General features: G+C 74.6%; 16 protein-coding genes and 3 pseudogenes. 3 read left to right on the top strand and 16 right to left on the bottom strand.

Annotated features, from left to right (window positions below; translation table 11 throughout):
- Nucleotides 1-38: 38 nt before the first annotated feature.
- The 4 genes and pseudogenes from GEV43_RS28940 to GEV43_RS53325 all read right to left on the bottom strand — a co-directional run bounded on the left by GEV43_RS28940 (nucleotide 39) and on the right by GEV43_RS53325 (nucleotide 4,744).
- On the bottom strand, nucleotides 39-659 hold the full coding sequence (locus tag GEV43_RS28940; protein ID WP_309240050.1) for a DUF3159 domain-containing protein: 621 nt from the start codon (nucleotides 657-659) through the stop codon (nucleotides 39-41).
- A 358-nt stretch (nucleotides 660-1,017) separates the two neighbouring features.
- On the bottom strand, nucleotides 1,018-1,440 hold the full coding sequence (locus GEV43_RS28935) for an OB-fold nucleic acid binding domain-containing protein (RefSeq protein ID WP_160823387.1): 423 nt from the start codon (nucleotides 1,438-1,440) through the stop codon (nucleotides 1,018-1,020).
- Nucleotides 1,441-1,541: 101 nt separating this feature from the next.
- Complete coding sequence (locus GEV43_RS28930; RefSeq protein WP_160823386.1) at nucleotides 1,542-2,216, bottom strand: response regulator; 675 nt, start codon at nucleotides 2,214-2,216, stop codon at nucleotides 1,542-1,544.
- Nucleotides 2,213-4,744: pseudogene (locus tag GEV43_RS53325) on the bottom strand (DUF4118 domain-containing protein). Before GEV43_RS53325 ends, GEV43_RS28930 begins: the two are co-directional and overlap by 4 nt.
- A 377-nt stretch (nucleotides 4,745-5,121) precedes the next feature.
- Here GEV43_RS53325 and GEV43_RS28920 point away from each other — a divergent pair.
- Together GEV43_RS28920 and GEV43_RS28915 are read left to right on the top strand one after the other, a co-directional pair.
- Nucleotides 5,122-6,372, top strand: coding sequence for an Ig-like domain-containing protein (locus GEV43_RS28920; RefSeq protein WP_160823385.1), 1,251 nt, complete (start codon nucleotides 5,122-5,124; stop codon nucleotides 6,370-6,372).
- Complete coding sequence (locus GEV43_RS28915; protein ID WP_160823384.1) at nucleotides 6,369-6,524, top strand: hypothetical protein; 156 nt, start codon at nucleotides 6,369-6,371, stop codon at nucleotides 6,522-6,524. Before GEV43_RS28920 ends, GEV43_RS28915 begins: the two co-directional genes overlap by 4 nt.
- Before the next feature lie 10 nt (nucleotides 6,525-6,534).
- Here GEV43_RS28915 and GEV43_RS28910 read toward each other — a convergent pair whose 3' ends face one another.
- The 3 genes from GEV43_RS28910 to GEV43_RS28900 form a co-directional block, all read right to left on the bottom strand.
- A complete protein-coding gene (locus GEV43_RS28910; RefSeq protein ID WP_206681316.1) occupies nucleotides 6,535-7,365 on the bottom strand; it encodes a hypothetical protein in 831 nt (276 codons plus the stop codon).
- A 123-nt stretch (nucleotides 7,366-7,488) separates the two neighbouring features.
- The gene (locus GEV43_RS28905) at nucleotides 7,489-8,880 is read right to left on the bottom strand and encodes an FtsX-like permease family protein (protein ID WP_241683080.1); all 1,392 of its coding nucleotides are present in this window, start codon (nucleotides 8,878-8,880) and stop codon (nucleotides 7,489-7,491) included.
- A gap of 5 nt (nucleotides 8,881-8,885) precedes the next feature.
- Nucleotides 8,886-9,608: an ABC transporter ATP-binding protein gene (locus GEV43_RS28900; protein ID WP_309239888.1), complete on the bottom strand. Its 723-nt coding sequence runs from the start codon at nucleotides 9,606-9,608 to the stop codon at nucleotides 8,886-8,888.
- Nucleotides 9,609-9,953: 345 nt separating this feature from the next.
- Between GEV43_RS28900 and GEV43_RS28895 the strand changes: the two genes are divergently transcribed.
- The gene (locus GEV43_RS28895; RefSeq protein WP_160823383.1) at nucleotides 9,954-11,234 is read left to right on the top strand and encodes an ArsB/NhaD family transporter; all 1,281 of its coding nucleotides are present in this window, start codon (nucleotides 9,954-9,956) and stop codon (nucleotides 11,232-11,234) included.
- Between the two features lie 26 nt (nucleotides 11,235-11,260).
- Here GEV43_RS28895 and GEV43_RS28890 read toward each other — a convergent pair whose 3' ends face one another.
- The 9 genes and pseudogenes from GEV43_RS28890 to GEV43_RS28850 all read right to left on the bottom strand — a co-directional run bounded on the left by GEV43_RS28890 (nucleotide 11,261) and on the right by GEV43_RS28850 (nucleotide 22,395).
- The gene (locus GEV43_RS28890; RefSeq protein WP_160823382.1) at nucleotides 11,261-11,614 is read right to left on the bottom strand and encodes an SdpI family protein; all 354 of its coding nucleotides are present in this window, start codon (nucleotides 11,612-11,614) and stop codon (nucleotides 11,261-11,263) included.
- 42 nt (nucleotides 11,615-11,656) lie between these two features.
- Nucleotides 11,657-13,510, bottom strand: a complete 1,854-nt coding sequence (locus GEV43_RS28885) for an APC family permease (RefSeq protein ID WP_206681315.1) — start codon at nucleotides 13,508-13,510, stop codon at nucleotides 11,657-11,659.
- A gap of 31 nt (nucleotides 13,511-13,541) precedes the next feature.
- A pseudogene (locus GEV43_RS28880) lies at nucleotides 13,542-14,251 on the bottom strand (response regulator).
- Entirely contained in the window at nucleotides 14,248-16,803 is a 2,556-nt protein-coding gene (locus tag GEV43_RS28875; protein ID WP_160823381.1) for an ATP-binding protein, read from the bottom strand. The pseudogene GEV43_RS28880 and the gene GEV43_RS28875 overlap by 4 nt, the downstream one beginning before the upstream one ends.
- A 126-nt stretch (nucleotides 16,804-16,929) precedes the next feature.
- Complete coding sequence (locus GEV43_RS28870) at nucleotides 16,930-17,847, bottom strand: potassium-transporting ATPase subunit C (RefSeq protein ID WP_160823380.1); 918 nt, start codon at nucleotides 17,845-17,847, stop codon at nucleotides 16,930-16,932.
- 1 nt (nucleotide 17,848) lies between these two features.
- Nucleotides 17,849-20,024: pseudogene (gene kdpB, locus GEV43_RS28865) on the bottom strand (potassium-transporting ATPase subunit KdpB).
- Nucleotides 20,024-21,685 carry a potassium-transporting ATPase subunit KdpA gene (kdpA, locus tag GEV43_RS28860; protein WP_160823379.1) on the bottom strand — a complete coding sequence of 554 codons (1,662 nt, stop codon included), beginning with the start codon at nucleotides 21,683-21,685 and terminating at the stop codon, nucleotides 20,024-20,026. Before kdpA ends, kdpB begins: the two are co-directional and overlap by 1 nt.
- Nucleotides 21,686-21,775, bottom strand: a complete 90-nt coding sequence (gene kdpF, locus GEV43_RS55235) for a K(+)-transporting ATPase subunit F (protein WP_160823378.1) — start codon at nucleotides 21,773-21,775, stop codon at nucleotides 21,686-21,688. It lies immediately after the preceding gene.
- A 71-nt stretch (nucleotides 21,776-21,846) separates the two neighbouring features.
- On the bottom strand, nucleotides 21,847-22,395 hold the full coding sequence (locus GEV43_RS28850; RefSeq protein ID WP_160823377.1) for a hypothetical protein: 549 nt from the start codon (nucleotides 22,393-22,395) through the stop codon (nucleotides 21,847-21,849).
- Nucleotides 22,396-22,490 lie beyond the last annotated feature (95 nt).

The following is a 22,490-nucleotide window of genomic DNA, read 5'->3' as shown; positions in this document are numbered from 1 at the left end:
CGGGCGCCGGTGTTTTGGGCGAACGGGCCGGGGCGCTTCTAGGTCTGGCGCGTGAGCGGGGTACGGCCGCGGGCGAGGAGCCAGACCATCGCGGCGAGGGCGGCGACCTGGAGGGGCCAGCCCATCGCGATCTTGGCGGCGCCGAGCAGGCCGCTCTGGTCGCCGCTGGCGAGGTAGATCGGGTACTGGACGGCCACCCGCAGCGCGCACGGGACCAGCAGCAGCCAGGTGAGCCGCGAGCAGAGCCGGACGATGCCGGGGTCGGAGCGCCAGGCGGTCGGGTCGCCGGTGACCGAGCCGATGATGAACCCGACGACCGGCCAGCGGACCACGATCGACAGCAGCATCCCGGCGCCGTAGGCGGCGTTCAGCAGGATGCCGGGGACGAACGCGTCCTCGGCCTTGCCGGACCGCAGCGCGAAGAACGCCGCGATGGCGATGCCGATGAGGCTGTTGAGGACGAACTGCGGGCTGGAGCGCTGCGCGACGCGGACGATCAGCAGGAGCACCGCCGCGCCGACCCCGACGCCGACGGCGAGCTTGAGCTCGTCGGCCGCCACGTAGGTGGCGGTGAAGCCGATCGTGGGGACGGCGGCCTCGACCATGCCCCGCACCCCGCCGAGGGCCTTGGTGAGCTGGGCCCGTACCGCGGCCTCCACGGTGTCGTGCGCGCGCTCCTCGTCGGACTCGGCGGCCCCGGGGCCCTCCGCGCCCTCCGCCGCGCCGTTCGCCGCCTCAGGGCCCTGCGCGCCCTCCGCCGCCTCGGGCGTCCCCGCCACGCCGGACACCCCGGTCTGGGGCGCTTCCGCCACGCCGCCGGCGCGAGGCGCCGCCTCAGGGGCCCGCGCCGCGCCGCCCGCGCGGGGCGCGGCCTCGGGGGCCTGCGCCGCGCCCTCCTCGGACTCGGCCGCGCCGGGGCGCGCCGGCCCGGCCTTCGCCGGTGACACGTCTGAGCCCACGCCGTCTCTCCCGTTCGCTTCCGGTCCGTTCACGCCGCCTCCCCGGTCCGGCGGCCGCTCACGACGTTCCGCGGAGCTCGTACCGGGGGTTGAACATGACCTTGCGCCCGTCCTGCACGCTGACCAGCCCTTCGGCGCGGAGCCGCCGGCCGGGGTCGATCCCGGCGATGCGGCGGCGGCCGAGCCAGACCAGGTTGATCACGTCGGTGCCGTCGTACAGCTCGGCCTCCAGGGCCGGGGCACCGCCGCGCGGGCGCAGCGTCACCGTACGTAGCGTACCCGCAACGCAGTGGCGCTTGCGGGTGCCGCACGCGGTGATGGGCGTCGCGCCCTCGTCGCCGCCGGCCTTCTGAAGCTCCTCGGCCTCCAGCTCCTCCTTGCTCGAAGCCATCCGCCGCAGGAAGCGGCGCAGGCCGCCGCGACCGCGGTCGGCCTCCGGAGTGTCGCCGCCCGGCGATGTGCGGGCCGGAACCTCGTCCATGATGGGAAGCGTATGGCATCACGGGGTGAATCGGACCATCCCCACCGGATGAATCACCCCAGGTCCGGCTATCCGGATGCGGCGCTCCGGACCGCCGCCGCTCAGCCCTCGAACCGGTAGCCCATCCCGGGCTCGGTGATCAGGTGCCGGGGGTGCGCGGGGTCGGCCTCCAGCTTGCGGCGGAGCTGGGCCAGGTAGACGCGCAGGTAGTTGGTCTCGGTCTCGTACGTGGGGCCCCACACCTCGCGCAGGAGCTGCCGCTGGCCGACGAGCCGCCCGGCGTTGCGGACCAGCACCTCCAGGATGTGCCACTCGGTGGGGGTGAGCCGCACGTCCGCGCCGTCCCGCACGACCTTCTTGGCCGCCAGGTCCACGGTGAACGTGCCGGTGGACACCACCGCGGCCTCCTCGGCGGGCGCGGACCGGCGGACGGCGGCGCGCAGCCGGGCGAGCAGCTCGTCCATGCCGAACGGCTTGGTGACGTAGTCGTCGGCTCCGGCGTCGAGGGCCTCGACCTTCTCCGCGGACGCGTGCCGGGCCGACAGCACGATGATCGGGACGCTCAGCCAGCCGCGCAGCCCCTTGATCACGTCGGTGCCGTCCATGTCGGGCAGGCCGAGGTCGAGCAGCACCACGTCCGGGTGGCGGCGCGCGGCGAGGTCGAGCGCGGCCCTGCCGTCCGCCGCCGCGTCCACCTCGTAGCCCCTGGCGCGCAGGTTGATCCGCAGCGCGCGGACGATCTGCGGCTCGTCGTCGACGACCAGAACGCGGGTCACGCCCCCTCCTCCTCGTGCCGTTCCCCCCGATCATGCTCCTCCGGCCCGGGGGCCGGCGGGGCGGGGGGCAGGGTGAAGACCATGGTCAGGCCGCCGCCGGGCGTGTCCTCCGGCTGGAGCCCGCCGCCCATCGCGGCGACGAAGCCGCGGGCGACGGCGAGGCCGAGCCCGACCCCGGTCCCCCGGGGCGCGTCGCCGAGCCGCTGGAACGGGGCGAACATCCGCTCCTTCGCGTCGTCGGGCACTCCGGGCCCGCGGTCGACCACGCGGATCTCCACCCGGGCGTCCCCGGCTCCCGCTGCTCCCCCGGCCCCGCCCAGGCCCCCGGGCCCGGTGGCGCGCAGCTCGCTCGCGGTGACGAGGACGCGGTCGCGGCCGTGCCGGGCGGCGTTCTCGACCACGTTGGCGAGGGCGCGTTCGAGGAGCCCGGCGTCGGCGAGGACCGGGGCGAGGTCCTCCGGGACGTCCACCGTGACGCGGTCCTGCGGGACGTTGACCAGCGCGGCGGGCAGCACCTCCTCCACCGCGACGGGACGGATCAGCGGGGTCACGACGCCGGTCTGGAGGCGGCTCATGTCGAGCAGGTTGCCGATCAGGCCGTCCAGCCGGTCGGCGGACTCCTCGACCGAGGCCAGCAGCTCGGCCTCGTCCTCGGGGTCCCAGACGACGTCGGTGGCGCGCAGGCTGCTCACCCCGGCCTTGATCGAGGCGAGCGGGGTGCGCAGGTCGTGCGAGACGGCGGCGAGCAGCGCGGTGCGGATCCGGTCGCCCTCGGCGAGCCGCCGGGCGCGCGCGGCCTCCTCGGCGAGCCGCCGCCACTCCAGGACCTCCTCGGCCTGGGACGCGAACGCCGACAGCACGCGCCGGTCGGCGGCGGGCAGCACCCGTCCGCTCAGCGCCAGCACCGGGCCGTCGCCGACGCGGGCGGTGGCCTCGGCGGACTCGGGGTCGGCGGCCGGGTCCGGTCCGGTCGACCCGACGGCGCGCCAGCCCCCGTCGGCGCGTTCGAGCAGGGCGACGGACCGCACGCCGAACGTCTCGCGCACGCGCTCCAGCAGGGCGGGCAGGGCCTTCTCGCCGCGCAGCACGCTCGCCGCGAGCAGGCTGAGGGTCTCGGCCTCGGCGTTGGCGCGGGCGGCCTGACGGCTGCGCCGCGCCGCGAGGTCCACGACGGACGACACCGCCACGGCGACCGCCACGAAGACGGCGAGGGCCAGGGTGTTGGCGGGCTCGCCGATCGTCAGGGTGTGCAGCGGCGGCGTGAAGAACCAGTTGAGCAGCAGGAACCCGAGGACCGCCGCGGCGACGGCGGGCCACAGCCCGCCGACCAGCGCGACGCAGACGGTCATCGTCAGGAACAGCAGCATGTCGGTGTTCAGGCCCGGGTGGACGCCCCGGACGGTGAGCAGCGGCGCCAGCAGCAGGGGCCCGAGCAGCGCCAGCGCCCACCCGCCCGCGCGGCGCCGCGCGCCGAGCGGGCTCCCGGCGACGCGGACGAGGCCGCGCCCCTTGCCGGCGTGCTCGTGCGTGACCAGGTGGACGTCCACGTCGCCGGACTCGCGGGCCACGGTCGCGCCGACGCCGGGCCCGAACACGAACTGCCAGCCGCGCCGCCGGCTCGTCCGAGCACGATCTGGGTGGCGTTGACGCCGCGGGTGAACTCGACCAGCGCGGTCGGGACGTCGTCGCCGAGGACGCGGTGGTAGCTGCCGCCGACGCTCTCGACCAGGTCGCGCTGCCGGGCCAGCTCCCGCGGCGAGGGCCGTTCGGCGAGCCCGTCGCTGCGGCCGACGTGCACGGCCAGCAGGTCGGCGCGGCCCGCGCGGGCGGCGATCCGCGCGGCCCGGCGGATCAGCGTGCCGCCCTCGGGGCCGCCGGTGAGGCCGACGACGATCCGCTCCCTGGCCTCCCAGGGCTCGGTGATGCCGTGCTGGTCGCGGTAGCGGGCGAGGCCCTCGTCCACGCGGTCGGCGACCCACAGCAGGGCCAGCTCGCGCAGCGCGGCGAGGTTGCCGACGCGGAAGTAGTGGGCGAGCGCGGCGTCCACCTTCTCGGGGCGTACACGTTGCCGTGCGCGAGGCGGCGGCGCAGCGCCTCGGGGACATGTCGACCAGCTCGATCTGGTCGGCGCGGCGCACCACCTCGTCGGGGACGGTCTCGTGCTGCCGGACGCCGGTGATCCGCTCGACGACGTCGTTCAGCGACTCCAGGTGCTGGACGTTCAGCGTCGAGATCACGTCGACGCCCGCGTCGAGGAGCTCCTCGACGTCCTGCCAGCGCTTGGCGTGCCGGGAGCCGGGCACGTTGGTGTGCGCGAGCTCGTCCACCAGCGCGATCTCGGGGCGCCGGGCGAGCACCGCGTCCACGTCCATCTCGGTGAACGCCGCGTCGCGGTAGGCCGCCTCCCGCCGCGGCACGACCTCCAGGCCCGCGAGCAGCTCGGCGGTGCGGCGCCGCCCGTGGGTCTCGACGAGCCCGGCGACCACGTCCGCGCCGCGCGCGAGCCTGCGGTGGCCCTCGCCGAGCATGGCGAACGTCTTGCCGACGCCGGGCGCCGCGCCCAGGTAGATCCGGAGCGTGCCGCGTGCCCCCACAGTGATCGTCCTCCCAGCGGTGACATGCCCTTCGGGGGCCCGGCGGAATCTACCAAAGCGCCACGTCCCGCCACGAGCCGCCTCGTGCGCGGTGACCTGCGTCGAAACGGGGCGAACGGCACGAAGGCGGGCAAGGGGGCGGGCACGGGGCGAGGGGCCGGCGGCCGTTCCCCGATCGGGCATCGCAAGTTCGCGAGGAGCGGGAGGACGATCACGAGGAGCGTCTACCGTGCCAAGGTGCGCGGACTCTGCGTGGAGCACCGGCTACCGAGCGCGCACGCCGTCACGTTCGGGAAGTTACGGGGACCACCATGCGCCACCATGCCAGCCGACTCCAGGTCAGCCGCCCCGGCCGGTCCGCTCCGTCCGGCACGAGGGCCCGCTCCGCGGGACCGGGCGATCCCGGCCGGTCCGCCCCGGCCAGTCGGTCCGGCCCGTCCAGCCGGGCGCGGCGTCCCGGGCGGGCGGCGTCCGGGCTGGTCCTGCTGGTCCTGCCGGCGCTCGTCGCGACCGCGTGCGGCGGGGGCGGCGGTGCGGGCGAGAGCCGGGGCCCGGTGGTCGGCGCGTCGGAGGCCGGGGCGCCGAAGCCGGATCCGGCCATCGCGGTCGTCCCGGCGGACGGCGCGCGCGGCGTCCGGCCCGACCGGCGCGTGGTCGTCACCGCCCTCAAGGGCACGCTGCGGCGCGTCACCGTGCGCGGCGGGCCCGTCCGCGTCGCGGGGAGGATGTCGGCCGACCGCAGGACGTGGCGGGCGCGGTGGACGCTGCACCCCGGCACCGCGTACACCGTGACCTCGGCCGGGGTGGACGACGCGGGCGCGCCCACGCGGGTCACGACACGGTTCACCACGCTGAGGCCGTCGGCGACGTTCGCGGTGGCGGACGTCACGCCGCGGCCGGGCGAGCTCGTCGGCGTCGGGATGCCGCTCATCGTGACGTTCAGCCGGGCCATCGCCGACCGCGAGGCCGTGGAACGGTCGCTGGAGCTGAAGATGAGCAGGCCCGTCACGGGCGCGTGGCGCTGGACGGGCCCGTCGCAGGTGGTGTTCCGGCCGCGGCGCTACTGGCCGGCGGGGCAGCGCGTCAGGCTCCTCGCGCACACGGCGGGCGTGCGGGCGGCGCCGGGCGTGTACGGGGCGTCGGGCGCGACGGCGGGGTTCCGCGTCGGCCCGTCCCGGATCAGCACCGTGGACGTGCGCGCCCACCGCATGACGGTCCGGGTGAACGGCCGCACGGTCCGTACGGCCGGGATCAGCGCGGGCAAGGGCGGGCGCCGGGCCTACACCACGACGAGCGGCGTGCACCTGGCGATGGGCAAGGGCGACCCGGTCGTGATGACCTCGGCGTGGATGGGCGTCACCGACCGCGGGGACCCGCGCTACTACAAGCTGAGGGTGCGGCACGCGGTGCAGATCTCCAGCAGCGGCGAGTACGTGCACTCCGCGCCCTGGTCGGTGGGCTCGCAGGGCCGCGCCAACGTCAGCCACGGCTGCGTCAACGCGTCCCCGCGTTCGCCGAGTGGTTCTACGGGCAGTCGCTGCGCGGCGACGTCATCGCGGTGACCGGCACGGACCGTCCGCTGGAGTGGACGAACGGCTGGGGATACTGGCAGCTTCCGTGGTCCCGCTGGCTGGCGGGCAGCGCGCTCGGGCGCCCGGTCCGCCCCCGCGCGCCGGAGGCCCGGCACCGCCCGCCGGAGACCCGGCACCGCTGACCGCTCCGCGTCAGGTGGTGGCGAAGCGCACGGCCGACCAGGCGATGACCCCCGCCGCTGCGGCGGCGTACAGGGCCGTGGCCGCGGCCACCGCGCGGACGCGGCGCGGTTCGGGGAGCGCGGTGAACGTCAGCAGCCAGGCGAGCGCGGGCAGCACGAGGATCGCGTGCATGGTCACGGCGTGCGCGGGCTTCAGCGCCCCGGCCACGTGGTAGGCGAGCTGCTGGTTCCCGCTCTGCACCTCGACCACGCCGCGCGCGATCATCGCGGCGCCGGACGCGAGCGCGCCGAGCAGCGCCGCGAACCCGGCCCGCACCGCGAGCCGCATGCTGGGCGCGGTCGCCGGGGCGGCGCGGAACGCGGCGATGGTGAGCGCGACGAGCGTGACGATCAGCACCCCGCCGCCGGCGGCGAGCACGCGGGTGATCACCGTGTCGAGCGCGGTCTCCTGGTTGAAGTGGGACGGGACGCGCCGCCAGCCCTGCACGGTGATCAGCGCGACCTCGGCGACGCACGCGGCCGCGAACACGCCGAGGAGCCTGCGCCGGGCCCGTTCCCCCAGCGTCACGAACGAGGCGACCCAGGCGATGGTGACGAGCGTCAGCCCGAACGACAGCCCGAACGTGACGGGCTTGCGCCACGAGACCGGGCCCTCCCACGGCCCGCCGTCCACGAGGAACACGCCGAAGTGGACCGCGCCGGACGCCATGAGGAGCGCCCCGACCGCGTAGCAGGCCCGCTCGACCGGCCGCCCGCGCGTCCAGAACGCCCGCAGTTCCCCGAGCATCCCGGCGACCGGGATACCGGCGCTCCGCTCCCGCACGTCCGCCGAGCCGCTCATGGCCGTCCTCCTTGAGTGAGTGCTCACCCAGTATCGCCCCGGTCCCCGGGAAAGGCAAGCGGCACGGGCGCGGCCCCGGCGGGCGCGGTGGTCGCGCTCGGCCGGGGCCGCGGTCGGGGGGTCTCAGCTCGCCGCGACCGCGTCCACGGCGGCGGGCCGGATCGCCTTGCGGGCCGCTCCGTACGCCGTCGCCCCCGTGAGGACCGCGGCCAGGGCCACGACCGCCAGGTACGTGCCGGGGCCGCCGTCCGGGGCGGCCGAGCCGGTCCGGGCGATGGCGAACGGCAGGATCGTGAACAGCGAGGCGACCGTTCCGCAGGCCACGCCGACGACCGTCAGGACGGCCGACTCCAGCGCCACCGTGCCGAGCACCTGGGCCGGGGTCGCCCCGGCGAGGCGCTGCTGGCCGAACTCGCGGCGCCGGTCGGCAGTGGCCGCGACCAGCGTGTTCACCAGCATGATCGCGGTGAACAGCACGATCATCCCGATGACCACGAAGTTGAGCGTCTCGATGCTCTTCTGCTCGGCGGTCTTGGCCAGCCCGGCGGCGTCCATCGCGGCGTTCTCGGTGTGCTGGAGGTACAGCGTGCCGACGCCGATGCCGGTGAACAGCGTGATCGGGGTGACGATCGAGGCCATCCGCGCCGTCCGCCGCCGCAGGTTGCTGATCGCCAGCTCGCCGGTCACGCCGAGCGCCCGCAGCGGGACGGCCAGCAGCCCGGTCGCCCAGCGGATGATCACCGGGGCGAGCAGGGCCAGGCCGAGCGCCGCGCAGATGTCGGCCTGCCCGGCGGTCGCCATGGCGTCGCTGCCCTTGCCGCGCATCACCGTGGCGGTGACGACGGCGAGGTTCAGGCCGAGCGCGAGCGCGAGGCCCGCGCCGACCATCCGCTTGCGGCTCATCCGCACCGTGTCCGTCTCGGCCGCCGCGAGCGACTCGGTCACCCGGACGCGGGTGGCGCGCCGGGCGGTGATCAGCGCGGCGGCGGTCGCCGAGGCGAACGTGATGCCGAGGCCCATGACCGGCGCGACCGGCCCGAACGCGTAGCCGACCCCGTCCGGCACCTGGCCGGTGCCGTGCAGCAGGCCGAGCAGCCCGCGGCCCACGAGCATCGCGGGCGGGACGGCCAGCAGCGCCGCGACGACGGCCACGCCGGCGGCCTCGCCGACGATCATGCGGCCGAGCTGGCCGGGGGTGGCGCCGACCGACTTCAGCAGCGCCATCTCCGCGCCGCGCTGCCGCACCGACAGCGTGAGCGTCGAGGTGACCGCGAAGACCACCAGCAGCAGCCCCCACCCGCCCACCACGGTCGCCATGGTCACCAGCGTGTTGCGGGCCTCGCCGGTCGCGTCCCCCGCCGACGCGGTGTCGAGCATGGACGCGAACGCCATCAGGATCGTCGCCCCGAGGAACATCGCGAGGAAGCTCGCGACGAACGCCCCGGCGCGCCTGCGCAGCGAGTGCCACGCGATCATGAGCAGGGTCGGCTGGAACGCCCTCGCCGTGGTCGCCATCGTCCTCACACCCCCGCCTGCGCGCGCTGCCGCTCGACCTCGTCGGCCAGGTGCGTCATCCGCTCGGCGACCTGCTCGGCGGTCGGCCGGACCAGGTGCCCGACGATCCGCCCGTCGGCGAGGAACAGCACCGACCCGGCGTGCGCGGCGGCGACCGGGTCGTGGGTGACCATGACCACGGTCCGCCCGTACACCTGCACGGCCTCCTGGAGGAGGACGAGGACGTCGCGGGCGCTGCGGGTGTCGAGCGCGCCGGTCGGCTCGTCCCCGAAGACCACCTTCGGCTCGGTGACCAGGGCGCGGGCGATCGCGACGCGCTGCCGCTGGCCGCCCGACAGCTCCGAGGGCAGGCTGCCGAGCCGGTCGCCGAGGCCGACCCGCTCCAGGACGGCGCGGGCCGCGGCCTTGTCGGCCCTGCGCCCGGCGAGCCTGAGCGGCAGCGTCACGTTCTGCATGACCGTCAGCGTCGGCATCAGGTTGAACTGCTGGAACACGAACCCGATCCGCTGCCGCCGGAACCTCGTCAGCGCGGCCTCGCCGTCCCCGGCGAGCTCGGCGCCGTCCACGAACACCCGTCCCTCGTCGGGACGGTCGAGGCCCGCCGCGCACTGGAGCAGGGTGCTCTTGCCCGAGCCCGACGGGCCCATCACCGCGGTGAACGACCCGGTGGGCAGCGACAGCGACACGCCGTCGAGGGCCGTGACGCGGTTGCCCTCGCCCCCGTACACCTTGCGGACCGCCTCCAGCCTCAGCGCCTCCCCGGGCCGGGCGGGCCCGCCGGGACGACCGGCCCTCGCCCCGCCGGGTCCGCTGCCTTGCGTCCGAACATCGGTGCCTCCCTCAGCGCGCCCCCTGCGGGCGCCTCGGGAACGAAATTACGGACCGCGCGACCGGCCGGGGATGGGTCCAGCACGCCGAACGCGGTAGGCAAAACTCCACCCCCGCGGCACGGACGCGAGGTTTCGGTCCTGGAGTCGCAAATGGCGGAGGCGCTGAAAAGGCGTTAAGGTCGCGGGCGGTGAGCCGGGAAGTCTGGTCGGCGGGACCCCGCCGTACCCAGATCAGGAGCCTCCGTGCCGGCCACCATCGCTGTCGTCGTCTTCGTCGCCGCCTACGTGCTGATCGCGTCGGAGAAGATCCACCGGACGGCGGTCGCGCTGGGCGGGGCCGCGCTGATGCTGCTGCTGCACATCACCGACGCCGAGAAGGCGTTCTTCTCCGAGCGGAGCGGGATCGACTGGAACGTCATCTTCCTGCTGCTGGGCATGATGGTGATCGTCTCGGTGCTGCGCCGCACGGGTGTGTTCGAGTACGTGGCGATCTGGGCGGCCAAACGCGCCCGCGGCCGGCCGTACCGGCTGATGGTGATGCTGGTGGTGCTCACCGCCGCCGCCTCGGCCTTGCTGGACAATGTCACCACCGTGCTGCTGATCGCGCCGGTGACGTTCCTGGTGTGCGAACGGCTCGCGCTGAACGTGGTGCCGTTCCTGATCGCCGAGGTGATGGCCTCCAACATCGGCGGCACCGCCACGCTGGTCGGCGACCCGCCCAACATCATCATCGCCAGCAAGGGCGACCTGTCGTTCAACGACTTCCTGGTCCACCTCGCCCCGCTGGTGGTGCTGCTGCTGGCGGTGTTCTGCGGGCTGTGCCGGGTGCTGTTCCGCTCGGCGTTCGTGTACGACCCGGACCGCGCCGCCGAGGTGATGGCGCTGCGCGAGCGCGAGGCGATCACCGACCGGCGGCTGCTGTGGCAGGGCCTGACGGTGCTCGGCGTGGTGGTCGCGGCGTTCGTGCTGCACCCCGTCCTGCACTACGAGCCCTCCGTGGTCGCCCTGCTCGGGGCGGGTCTGCTGGTCGCGGCGACCAAGGTCACCACCGAGGAGGCGCTCAGCGAGGTCGAGTGGCCCACGCTGGTGTTCTTCGCGGGCCTGTTCGTGATGGTCGGCTCCCTGGTGGAGACCGGGGTGATCGGCAAGGTCTCCGAGGCCGCCGCCGACGTCACCGACGGCCGCCTGGGCTTCGCGACCATGCTGCTGCTGTGGGCGTCGGCCGCGCTGTCGGCGATCGTGGACAACATCCCGTACGTGGCGACGATGAGCCCGATCGTCGCCGACCTCGTCCACCAGCAGCCGCCCGGCCATGGCGACGCCCTGTGGTGGGCGCTCGCGCTCGGCGCCGACCTCGGCGGCAACGCCACCGCCATCGGCGCCAGCGCCAACGTCGTCGTCCTCGGCATCGCCGCCCGCAACGGCCACCCCATCAGCTTCTGGCATTTCACCAAGTACGGCATCGTGGTCACGATCATCACCGTCGCGATCGCCACCCCGTACCTCTGGCTCCGCTACCTCTGACCCCGCGCCGGGTGTTCCTTCCGCGCTCAGCCGTCCCGGTCCCGGTCGTCGTCGCGGAGGGCCGCGTGCCCGACGGCGGACGCGGCGAGGACCAGCACGGCGCAGAGCACGGCACCGCCGAGCGACACCGCCGCCAGCACCCCCTCCGAACGGATCGCCGCGGCGGCGGCCCCCGCGAGTACGAGCGCTACCCCGGCCGCGAGCATCCACGGCTCGGCGGCCTGGTGCACGGCCCGCCAGGACTCGTCGTCGGCCACGCTGCGCTTCGTCCGGATGCCGGCGAGGTGGTTGCGGCCGAGCCGCCCGGTGGCCGCGCGGCGTCCGACCCCGGCTACGAGCAGACCGGACAGGATCAGCACCGCACCGACGATGACGTTCACTGACCTGCTTCCTTCCGGGAGGGGGTTCGGGGGGTGAGGCGTTCAGGAGGCGGAGGGCACGGGGGCGGCGACCTGCGGCGCGATGCGGAACCGGAGGCGGCACACCACGCTGTCGGTGTCGCGGCGCAGCGCGTGGGCGAGGACCGCTCCGCGCTGGTTCTGGAGGACGCGCTGCCAGACGTGCTCGGGCTCGACCTCGGGGATCAGCACGAACACGTGCCGTTCGCGGACGCCGCGCACGTACTCGACGATCGGCCCGGCGAGCCCGCGCCGCCCGCCGCCGACCAGCGCCAGCTCCACGCCGGGCGCCCACCGCTCCCACGCCTCGACGAAGCCGTCCCCTTCCGCCTCGTCCCCTGGGTCGACGACGCGGACGGCGACGACCCGGTCGCCGAGGCTCAGCGCGGCCGACAGCGCCTGCCGGGTCAGGGAGCTGACCTCGCCGACCGGCACGACGACCAGGGACCGGCGCGGGCGCGGCGGGGCGGGGACGCGGCCGAGCCCGAGGCGCTCGCCGATCCGGCCGTACGAGCGGTGCACCCACTCCATGAGCAGCACGGTAGCGGGCAGCGCGACGAGGATCAGCCAGCCGCCCTGGGTGAACTTGGTGGCGGCCACGACGACGGCGGCGGCCCCGGTGAGGACGGCTCCGGCGCCGTTCAGGGCGAGCCGCCAGCGCCACCCGCGCGCCCTGCCGCCGTCCGGTCCGGACCGGGTGGTCAGCCAGTGCCGCACCATGCCGGCCTGCGACAGGGTGAAGCCGACGAACACCCCGATCGCGAACAGCGGGACGAGCGCGTTCATGTCGCCGTGCGCCGCGACCAGCAGCGCGGCGGCGGTGCCCGCGAGGAAGCCGATGCCGTACCGGTGCACCTGCCGCTCGGTGCGCAGCGCGAACAGGTGCGGCAGGTTGTTGTCGCGGGCGAGCAGCCGCGCGAGGACGGGCAGCCCGCCGAACGAGGTGTTGGCGGCGAGCGCCAGCAGCACGACCGTCGCGAACTGCACGACGTAGAACGCGGCGCCGTGCCCGACGGCCGCCTCCGTGACCTGCGACAGCACGGTCGCGCCGGGCACGGGGCGGATCGAGAACCGTTCGATCAGCAGCGCGATCCCGATCAGCATCACGGCGAGCAGCCCGCCGAGCGCGATCTCCGCGCGCTGCGCCCTGCGCACCCGGGGCCGGCGGAACGAGGGGACGGCGTTCGCGATGGCCTCCACGCCGGTCAGCGCGGCGCAGCCGTTCGCGAACGCCTTGAGGAGCAGCAGCACCCCGACCGTCCGCAGGTCCTGCGCCTGCGCGGCGGCCTCGGGCGCGGCGGTGGCGGGGCCGTCACGCAGCAGGCCCACCGCGACGACGGCGAGGATCGCGCCGACGTAGACGGCGGTCGGCGCGACGAAGAGCCTGGCGCTGTGCGCGATGCCCCGGTGGTTGACGGCGGTGATCACGGCGAGCACCGCCAGGCAGATCCACACGGTGTACGGGAGCAGCTCGGGGAACGCCGAGGTCAGTGCCGCCGTCCCGGCCGCGACCGACACCGCGACGTTCAGCACGTAGTCGATGATGAGCGACGCGGCGGCGACGAGGGACGCGCGCCGCCCGAGGTGGCGCCGGGCGACCCCGTACGCGCCGCCGCCCTCGGAGAACGCGGCGATGACCTGCCGGTACGAGAACGTCAGGACGGCGAGCAGCGCCGCGATGGCCAGCGTGACGGGCAGCGTGAACCCCAGGCCCGCTCCCCCGGCCGGCGCCAGCACGAGCACGATCGCCTCGGGCCCGTACGCGACGGACGCCATCGCGTCCAGCGACAGGGCGGCGAGGCCGCCGACCACGCTCAGCCGGTGCCGTTCGGCGGGATCGGGGGGCTCGTCCTTCACCACGCCGTCGGTGTAGGTCACGTCGTTCTCCTCGGGTCCGTGCGGGGCGGGGTCAGGGTTCGAAGCGGTAGCCCATGCCGGGCTCGGTGATCAGGTGGCGGGGGCGGGACGGGTCCGGCTCCAGCTTGCGGCGCAGCGAGGCCAGGTAGACGCGCAGGTAGTGGGTCTCCTTGAGGTGCGCGGGCCCCCACACCTCGGACAGGAGCTGCCGCTGGGAGATCAGCTTGCCCGGGTTGCGGACGAGCCGTTCGAGGACGCCCCACTCGGTCGGCGTGAGATGCGCCCTGCGGGCGGCGGCGCGGTCGGCGGGCGGGCCGTCTCCCGGCGGGGCGGTGGTGACGGTCTTGCGGGACAGGTCGACCAGCCACTCCCCAGCCGGACGGTCGGGGAGCCCTCGTCGGACGGCACGCGCCGGGTGATGGCCCTGATGCGGGCGAGCAGCTCGTCCACGCCGAACGGCTTGGTCACGTAGTCGTCGGCTCCGGCGTCGAGCGCGTCCACCTTGTCCCTGCTGCCCGCGCGGCCCGACAGCACGATGATCGGGACGCGGCTCCAGCCGCGCAGGCCCCGGATCACCTCCACGCCGTCCAGGTCGGGCAGCCCGAGGTCGAGGACGACCAGGTCGGGATGCCAGTCGGCGGCGCGGGTGAGGGCCTGCCCGCCGTCCGGCGCGACCCGCACGTCGTAGTCGCGGGCCCGCAGGTTGAGCCGGAGCGTCGCGAGGATCTGCGGGGAGTCGTCCACCACGAGCACGCGTGTCATCGTTCTCCTCGGTCGCGGGTCCCGGCGGGGGCGGCGGCGCGGTCCGGCGCCGCCGGGAGGGTGAGGACCATGGTCAGGCCGCCGCCCGGCGTCTCCTCGATCTCGATCGACCCGGCCATCGCCTCGGCGAGGCCGCGCGACAGGGCGAGGCCGAGGCCGACGCCGGTGTGGTTGTCGCGGTCGCCGAGCCGCTGGAACGGCTCGAACACGCGGTCGCGGTCGGCGGGCGGGATGCCGGGGCCCCGGTCGATCACGCGCAGTTCGAGCCGGTCCGCGAGGGCGCTGGCGGTGACGAGGACGGGCCGTCCGGGCGGGTTGTGGCGCAGGGCGTTCGCGATGAGGTTGACCAGGACCCGTTCCAGCAGCGCCGGGTCGGCGACGAGTTCGGGCAGGCCGTCCGGGACGCGGATCTCCACGCCGGCGGCGGCCGCGTCGCCGAGGTCGCCGAGCGCGCGCGGGACGGCGTCCTCGACCGCGACGGGCCGCAGGGCCATGCCGAGCGAGCCCGCCTGGAGGCGGCTCATGTCCAGCAGGTTCGCGACGAGCCGGTCCAGCCGGTCGAGGGACTCGGCGGCGGTGGCGGCCAGCTCGTCCTGGTCCTCCAGGCTCCAGACCACGTCCGGGCTGCGCAGGCTCTCCACGGCCGCCTTGGCGGACGCGAGCGGCGTGCGCAGGTCGTGGCTGACCGCGTTCAGCAGCGCGGTGCGCATCCGGTCGGCGGCGGCGAGCGGCGGCACCTGCTCGGCCGCCTCGGCGAGCCGCTGGTGCCGGAGCGCGACGGCGGCCTGCGCGGCGAACGCCTCCAGCAGCCGCCGGTCGGACGCCGGCAGCGTACGGCCGCGCAGGACGAGCGCGAGCGAGTCGTCCACGAGGACGTCGGACTCCCCCGCGTCGGGCGAGGTGCAGGGCTCGCCGCCGACCGACGCGACGATCGTCCAGCGGCCCGGGTCGCGGGTCGCGCCGGGCGTCGCGGGCGCGTCCGGGTCGCGTTCGAGCAGGGTGACCGAGGTCAGCGCGTACGTCTCGCGCAGCCGCTCCATGATCCCGGCGAGGGCGCCGGGGCCGGTCCGGCCGGCCGGGGCGACGCCGCCGTGCTCGCCGCGCAGGATGTCCCCGGCGAGCGTGGACAGCACCTCGGCGTCGGCGCGCGCCTGCCCCGCCTCCCGGCTGCGCCGCGCGGTGACGTCCACGATGGTGCTGACGGTCACGCCGACGACCACGTACACCAGGAGCTGGAGCAGCGCCTCGGGATCGTGCACGGTGAAGGTGTGGAGCGGCGGGGTGAAGAACCAGTTGAGCAGCAGCGACCCCGCGACCGCCGCGAACAGCGCCGGGTACAGGCCGCCGACCAGCGCGACGCCGATCACCGCGGCCTGGAACAGCAGGATGTCGCTGGTCAGCGAGACGGGCCCGCGCACGTGGTCGAGCAGCAGGGTCAGCAGCGGCAGGCCGAGCGCGGCGAGCAGGAACCCGGCGCCGCGCCGCCGCGCCGGAACGCCCCACACCGACCGCAGCGCCTTCCACCGGCGGCCCTGGTTGGTCTCCTCGTGGGTGACGAGGTGCACGTCGATCGCCCCCGAGTGCGCGGTCGTCGTCACGCCCACGCCCCGGGAGAACAGCTGCGCGACCCGTCCGCGCCGGGACGCGCCGAGGACGAGCTGGGTCGCGTTGACGCCGCGCGCGAAGTCCAGCAGCGCGTCCGGCACGTTCGACCCGACGACCTGGTGGTAGCTGCCGCCGAGGCTCTCGGCGAGCGCCCGCTGCCGGGCGAGGTTGGCGGGGCTCGCGTCGGTCAGCCCGTCGCTGCGGGCGACGTGCACGGCGAGCAGGTCGGCGCCCTTGCTGCGGTCGGCGACGCGCGCGGCGCGGCGGATCAGCGTGTCGCCCTCCGGCCCGCCCGTCAGCGCGACGACCACCCGCTCCCGCGCCTCCCACGTGCCGCGGATGTCGTGGTCGGCCCGGTAGCGGCCCAGCTGGTCGTCCACCTTGTCGGCCAGCCACAGCAGCGCCAGCTCGCGCAGCGCGGTGAGGTTGCCGACGCGGAAGTAGTTGCCGAGCGCCGCGTCGATCTTCTCCGGGGCGTACACGTTGCCGTGCGCCATCCGCCGCCGCAGCGCCTCCGGCGCCATGTCGACCAGCTCGACCTGGTCGGCGCGCCGCACCACCTCGTCCGGGACGGTCTCGCGCTGCGGCACGCCGGTGATCCGCTCGACGACGTCGTTGACCGAGTCCAGGTGCTGGACGTTCACGGTGGACACCACGTCGATGCCCGCGTCGAGGAGCTCCTCGACGTCCTGCCAGCGCTTCTCGTTCGCCGACCCGGGCACGTTGGTGTGCGCCAGCTCGTCCACCAGCGCCACGCCGGGCCGCCTGGCGATCACCGCCGGCACGTCCAGCTCGGTGAACTCCGTCCCGCGGTAGGGCCGCACCGCGCGCGGGACGACCTCCAGGCCCTCCAGCAGCGCGGCGGTCTTCGCGCGCCCGTGCGTCTCGACGTACCCGACGACCACGTCGGTGCCGCGCTCCAGCCGCCGCTTGCCCTCGCAGAGCATCGCGTACGTCTTGCCGACCCCGGGGCCGCCCCCAGGTAGATCCGCAACCGTCCCCGGCTCCCCAACGTCCCTCCTCTCTCGCGCGCCGCCCGCGGCGGGCCCGGGCCCGCCGCGGACGTCCGGGGGTCAGCCCCGGGCGGGGTACTGCCGATCGAGGGCCAGGTTCAGCTTCAGGACGTTGACCCTCGGCTCGCCCATGAAGCCGAGGTCGCGGCCCGAGGTGTGGGCGCGGACCAGCTTCTCGACCCGCGCCGGGTCCACGCCCCGCGCCTTGGCGACGCGGGCGACCTGGATCCGGGCGTACGCCGGGGTGATGTGCGGGTCGAGGCCGCTGCCGCTGGCGGTGACCGCGTCCGGGGGGACGGCGGGGCGCGCCGGGGCGTTCCCCTTGACCGGGACGGTGAGGCCCTCGGCGTAGTCCTCGCCGTACTTCGCCAGCTCGACGCGGACGCCCTTGTAGACGGCCACGAACGGCGCCTTCACCACTCCCGCCTCCTCGTTCAGGCTGACGACGCGGGTCGGGTGCGGCACCGAGCCGTCGGCGGCGCGCGTCCCGAACACCGCGAGGACCGCGCCGACGCCGCCCGGCGTGCAGAACGGGCGGGAGCCGTCCACGTGCTCCAGCTCGCCGACCTGCACGCTGCGCTCGCAGACCTGGGTGAGCAGGCTCTGCCGGGCGTTCTCGTCCTCCTTGCCCGCCGCGGCGAGCCTCGGGTCGGGCAGGGTGTCGACGATGTCCTCGGGGCCGAGGTTGCTCGCCGACGAGGCCGTCGGGTCGTAGCCGTCGCCCGCGTTGGACGGACGGCTCTGGAAGTACTCGGCGATCGGCGTTCCGTCCTTGCCGGTGAACGACTGGCCGATGAGGCCGCTGCCGACGGTCCTGCCGTCGTGCTCGACCAGCGAGCCGTTCGCGTGCTGCTTCAGGCCGGGCAGCTGGGCGACGGCGAAGACGGCCAGCGGGTAGGCGACGCCGAGCACGGCGGTGAGGACGAGCAGCGCCCGCACGGCCGCGAGGTGCTGCCGGATCCAGGTGGGCAAACGCATGTCAGGACATCCCCGGGAGGAACTGGACGACGAGGTCGATGAGCTTGATGCCGGCGAACGGGGCGGCGATCCGCCGAGCCCGTACACGTAGAGGTTGCGGCTGAGCAGCTTGGACGCGCTGCTCGGCCGGTACTTCACGCCGCGCAGCGCGAGCGGGATCAGCGCGACGATGACCAGCGCGTTGAAGACCACCGCGGACAGGATCGCGGACGTCGGGCTGTGCAGGCGCATGATGTTGAGCGCGTCCAGCCCGGGGAACAGCGCCACGAACATCGCGGGAATGATCGCGAAGTACTTGGCGATGTCGTTGGCGATCGAGAAGGTGGTCAGCGCGCCGCGGGTGATGAGCAGCTGCTTGCCGATCTCGACGATCTCGATGAGCTTGGTCGGGTCGGAGTCCAGGTCCACCATGTTCCCGGCCTCCTTGGCGGCCGAGGTGCCGGTGTTCATGGCGACGCCGACGTCGGCCTGGGCGAGGGCGGGGGCGTCGTTGGTGCCGTCCCCGGTCATCGCGACGAGCCGGCCGCCGTCCTGCTCCTGCCTGATCAGGGCGAGCTTGTCCTCCGGCCTGGCCTCGGCGAGGAAGTCGTCCACCCCGGCCTCGTCCGCGATCGCCTTGGCGGTCAGCGGGTTGTCGCCGGTGATCATGACGGTGCGGATGCCCATCCGGCGCATCTCGTCGAAGCGCTCCCGCATCCCCTCCTTGACCACGTCCTTGAGGTGGATGACGCCGAGGACGCGGGTCGTGCCGTCCGTCCGCTCGCCCACCACCAGGGGCGTGCCGCCGGACGCGGACACGCCGTCCACGATGCGGCCCAGCTCGGCGGGAACGTTCCCGCCCTCGCCGCGCGCCCAGTCGGCGACCGCGCTCGCGGCGCCCTTGCGCAGCGCCCGGCCGTCCCGGCCGCCGCCGGGGCCGCCGAGGTCCACGCCGCTCATCCGGGTCTGCGCCGTGAACGGCACCCAGGTCGCGTGGTCGAGCTCGCCGGGCGTCCGCTCGCGCAGGCCGTAGCGCTGCTTGGCGAACACCACGACCGAACGGCCCTCGGGCGTCTCGTCGGCGAGGCTGGACAGCTGCGCCGCGTCGGCCAGCTCCTCCTCGCTCACCCCGGCGACGGGCAGGAACTCCGCCGCCTGCCGGTTGCCGAGCGTGATGGTGCCGGTCTTGTCGAGCAGCAGCGTGTTGACGTCGCCCGCCGCCTCGACCGCGCGTCCCGACATCGCCAGCACGTTGCGCTGGACGAGCCGGTCCATGCCCGCGATGCCGATCGCCGACAGCAGGGCCCCGATCGTCGTCGGGATCAGGCAGACCAGCAGGGACACCAGGACGATGCCGGTGACGCCGTGCGCGTCCAGCGACAGCGAGTCGGGCACGCCCGGTTTGTAGCCCTTGGAGTAGATCGCCATCGGCTGGAGCGTCGCGACCGCGAGCAGGAAGATGATCGTCAGCGCGGCGAGCAGGATGTTCAGCGCGATCTCGTTCGGGGTCTTCTGCCGGTTGGCGCCCTCCACCAGGGAGATCATCCGGTCGATGAAGCTCTGCCCCGGCTTCTGCGTGATCTGGACGACGATCCGGTCCGACAGCACCTTGGTGCCGCCGGTCACGGCCGAGCGGTCGCCGCCCGACTCGCGGATCACCGGCGCGGACTCGCCGGTGATCGCCGACTCGTCCACGCTGGCGATGCCCTCGACGACGTCGCCGTCCCCGGGGATGATCTCGCCGGCCTCGACCACGACGTGGTCGCCCTGCCGCAGCTCGGGCGCGCCGACCCGCTCCTCCGGCGCGTCCGCGCGGCCGGGGCCCAGTCGCGCAGCCGCCGCGCGACCGCGTCGGTCTTGGCCTTGCGGAGCGCGTCGGCCTGCGCCTTGCCGCGGCCCTCGGCGACCGCCTCCGCCAGGTTGGCGAAGACGACGGTCAGCCACAGCCACACGACGATCAGCCAGGCGAACGTGCTGGGCTCGGCGATCGCGAGGACGGTGGTCCACACCGCGCCGACCTCGACGATGAGCATGACGGGGTTGCGCCACAGCGTGCGCGGGTCCAGCTTCCGGAACGCGTCCGGCAGCGACCTGACGAGCTGCTTCGGGTCGAGCAGGCCGCCCTGCACCTTCCCGCCGCCCTTGCGGGACGGCGGCTCGGGCGCGGGGCTCGGCGCTTCGGCTACTTGGATCGTCATCAGTGGATTCCTTCGGCCAACGGCCCGAGCGCGAGCGCCGGGAGGAAGGTGAGCGCTACCAGGACGACCGTCACTCCGACGACCATCCCGACGAACTGCGGCCGGTGGGTCGGCAGCGTGCCGTCCGAGGCGGGGGTCCGCCCCTGCCCGGCGAGCGACCCGGCCAGCGCCAGGACGAAGATGATCGGCAGGAACCGGCCGAACGCCATGCATAGGCCGAGCGCGGTGTCGTACCAGACGGTGTTGACGGTGAGGCCCGCGAACGCCGACCCGTTGTTGTTGCTGGCGGAGGTGAACGCGTAGAGCACCTCGCTGAGGCCGTGCGCGCCGCCGTTCAGCATCCCCGCCCTGCCGCTCTGCGTCGCAAGCGCCGCGGCGGTGCCGGTCAGCACCAGGATCGGCGTGATCAGGAAGTAGCCGGCCGCGAACTTGATCTCACGCGAACCGATCTTCTTGCCCAGGTACTCGGGGGTGCGGCCGACCATCAGGCCCGCCACGAACACCGTGATCACCGCGAGCACGAGCATCCCGTACAGCCCGGAGCCGACGCCGCCCGGCGCGACCTCGCCGAGCATCATGTTGAACATCGTGAGCATGCCGCCGAGGCTGGTGTAGGAGTCGTGGAACGAGTCCACCGCGCCGGTCGAGGTCAGCGTCGTCGCCCCGGCGAACGTCGCCGAGTTCGACACCCCGAACCGCGTCTCCACGCCCTCGGTCGCCCCGCCCGCCGCGACGGGAACGGTCCCGTGGTGGACGAGCTGGAACACGTTGATCAGCGTGATGCTCGCGACGGCGATCGTGGCCATCACGCCGACGATCGCGTACCCCTGCCGGTTCTGGCCGACCATCCGGCCGAACGTGCGGCACAGGCTGAACGGGATCACCAGGATCAGGAAGATCTCCAGCCAGTTCGTCCAGGTCGCGGCGTTCTCGAACGGGTGCGAGGAGTTGGCGTTGAAGAACCCGCCGCCGTTGGTGCCGAGCTCCTTGATGACCTCCTGGCTCGCGACCGGCCCGCCGACGATCCTCTGCGCGCCGCCGACCAGCGTGGTGGCGGTGTCGCCGCCGGAGAAGTTCTGCACCAGCCCGCCCGCGACGAGCGCGAGGGCGCCGACGAACGCGATGGGCAGCAGGATCCGGATCGAGCCCCGGACGAGGTCCACCCAGAAGTTGCCGAGCTGGTCGGTCTTCCTGCGCGCGAACCCGCGCACGAGCGCGATCGCCACGGCCATGCCCACCGCGGCGGACACGAAGTTCTGCACCGCGAGCCCGCCCATCTGCACCAGGTGGCCCATCGTCGACTCGCCGGAGTACGACTGCCAGTTGGTGTTGGTGACGAAGCTGACGGCGGTGTTCCACGCCTGGTCCGCCTTCACCGGCGGGAACCCGAGCGAGAGCAGCAGCCTGTCCTGCACCCGTTGCAGCAGGTAGAGGAACAGGATGCCCACCGCCGAGAACGCCAGCACGCTGCGCGCGTACGTGCCCCAGGTCTGCTCGGTGTCGGGCTTCGCGCCGATCAGCCGGTAGATCCCGCGCTCGGCGCGCGAATGCCTCGTACCGCCGTAGACGCGGTACATGTAGTCGCCCAGCGGCCGGTACGCCACGGCCACGGCGAGCACGAGGGAGCCCGCGAACAGGACCCCCGCGACGGTCGTACTCATCTAGAAGCGCTCCGGGTACAAGAGGGCGGCGATCAGGAACACGATCAGAACGGCGGCCAGGGCGAGACCGACGGCGTTCTCGGCGGTCACAGCTTCTCGACCCCTTCACCAGCAGGCCGAACAGGGCGAAGACCGCCACGGTCAGCAGTACGAAGGCCACGTCATGCATGCTCGACTTCCCCTGTCGTCTCCGCGGGGCCGGGTGCGGCCCCGCTGCGCGCCGGCCACCGGTCGCCGCGCTGCGGCGGCGCCGGGGCGGGCCTGGTCCGGGGACGGCGCCCGGAGGCGTCCCCCGGCTCGTGACCGGAGCCCCTGGGAGCGGGCGACGGCTCCGCGGCTCCCGCCGCCTCGCGCGCCCGCCGCGCGGCGGACCGGCGCCCCGCCAGGCCCGCCAGGCCCGCCGCCGCGCCGATCGCGACCAGCGCGCCCGCCCGGCCCGCGTCGGCCGCCCCGGAGAGCGCCAGCTCCCCGGTCTTGGCGACGTCGAAGCCCGTGACGAACGCCCACCCGGCCGTTCCGATCGCGGCGCCGGCCTCGGGGGACGCCGGCAGCGCCCACCCGGCCACCGACACCGCCACCGCGCCGAACGCGACCTGCCAGGCCGCGTCCTTCAGCACGGCCGCGAGGACGAAAGCGCACGCCACACCCCCGGCGAGCGGCCATACGGCCGATTCCAGGCGTTCCACAGCGGCCTCCCCGATCCCGGTCACACCCCGTTCCTTCCGGGGTCCACGAGGAGTAAAGCGCCTGCATATGTGGGGTTTAGCCCGCCTTGACGGGTTCTTAGCGCCCCCCACACCAGGCT

This window comes from Actinomadura sp. J1-007 (genome assembly GCF_009793335.1).
Lineage (GTDB): Bacteria > Actinomycetota > Actinomycetes > Streptosporangiales > Streptosporangiaceae > Spirillospora > Spirillospora yumaensis.
This window is presented reverse-complemented; position numbering and strand designations above follow the sequence as displayed.

Bases quoted from the DNA above. Each gene is read 5' to 3' on its own strand.
- GEV43_RS28935 (WP_160823387.1), bottom strand. From the start codon at position 1,440: ATGGACGAGGTTCCGGCCCGCACATCGCCGGGCGGCGACACTCCGGAG.
- GEV43_RS28920 (WP_160823385.1), top strand. From the start codon at position 5,122: ATGCGCCACCATGCCAGCCGACTCCAGGTCAGCCGCCCCGGCCGGTCC.
- GEV43_RS28910 (WP_206681316.1), bottom strand. From the start codon at position 7,365: ATGAGCGGCTCGGCGGACGTGCGGGAGCGGAGCGCCGGTATCCCGGTC.
- GEV43_RS28905 (WP_241683080.1), bottom strand. From the start codon at position 8,880: ATGGCGACCACGGCGAGGGCGTTCCAGCCGACCCTGCTCATGATCGCG.
- GEV43_RS28875 (WP_160823381.1), bottom strand. From the start codon at position 16,803: ATGCTCTGCGAGGGCAAGCGGCGGCTGGAGCGCGGCACCGACGTGGTC.
- GEV43_RS28870 (WP_160823380.1), bottom strand. From the start codon at position 17,847: ATGCGTTTGCCCACCTGGATCCGGCAGCACCTCGCGGCCGTGCGGGCG.
- kdpA (WP_160823379.1), bottom strand. From the start codon at position 21,685: ATGAGTACGACCGTCGCGGGGGTCCTGTTCGCGGGCTCCCTCGTGCTC.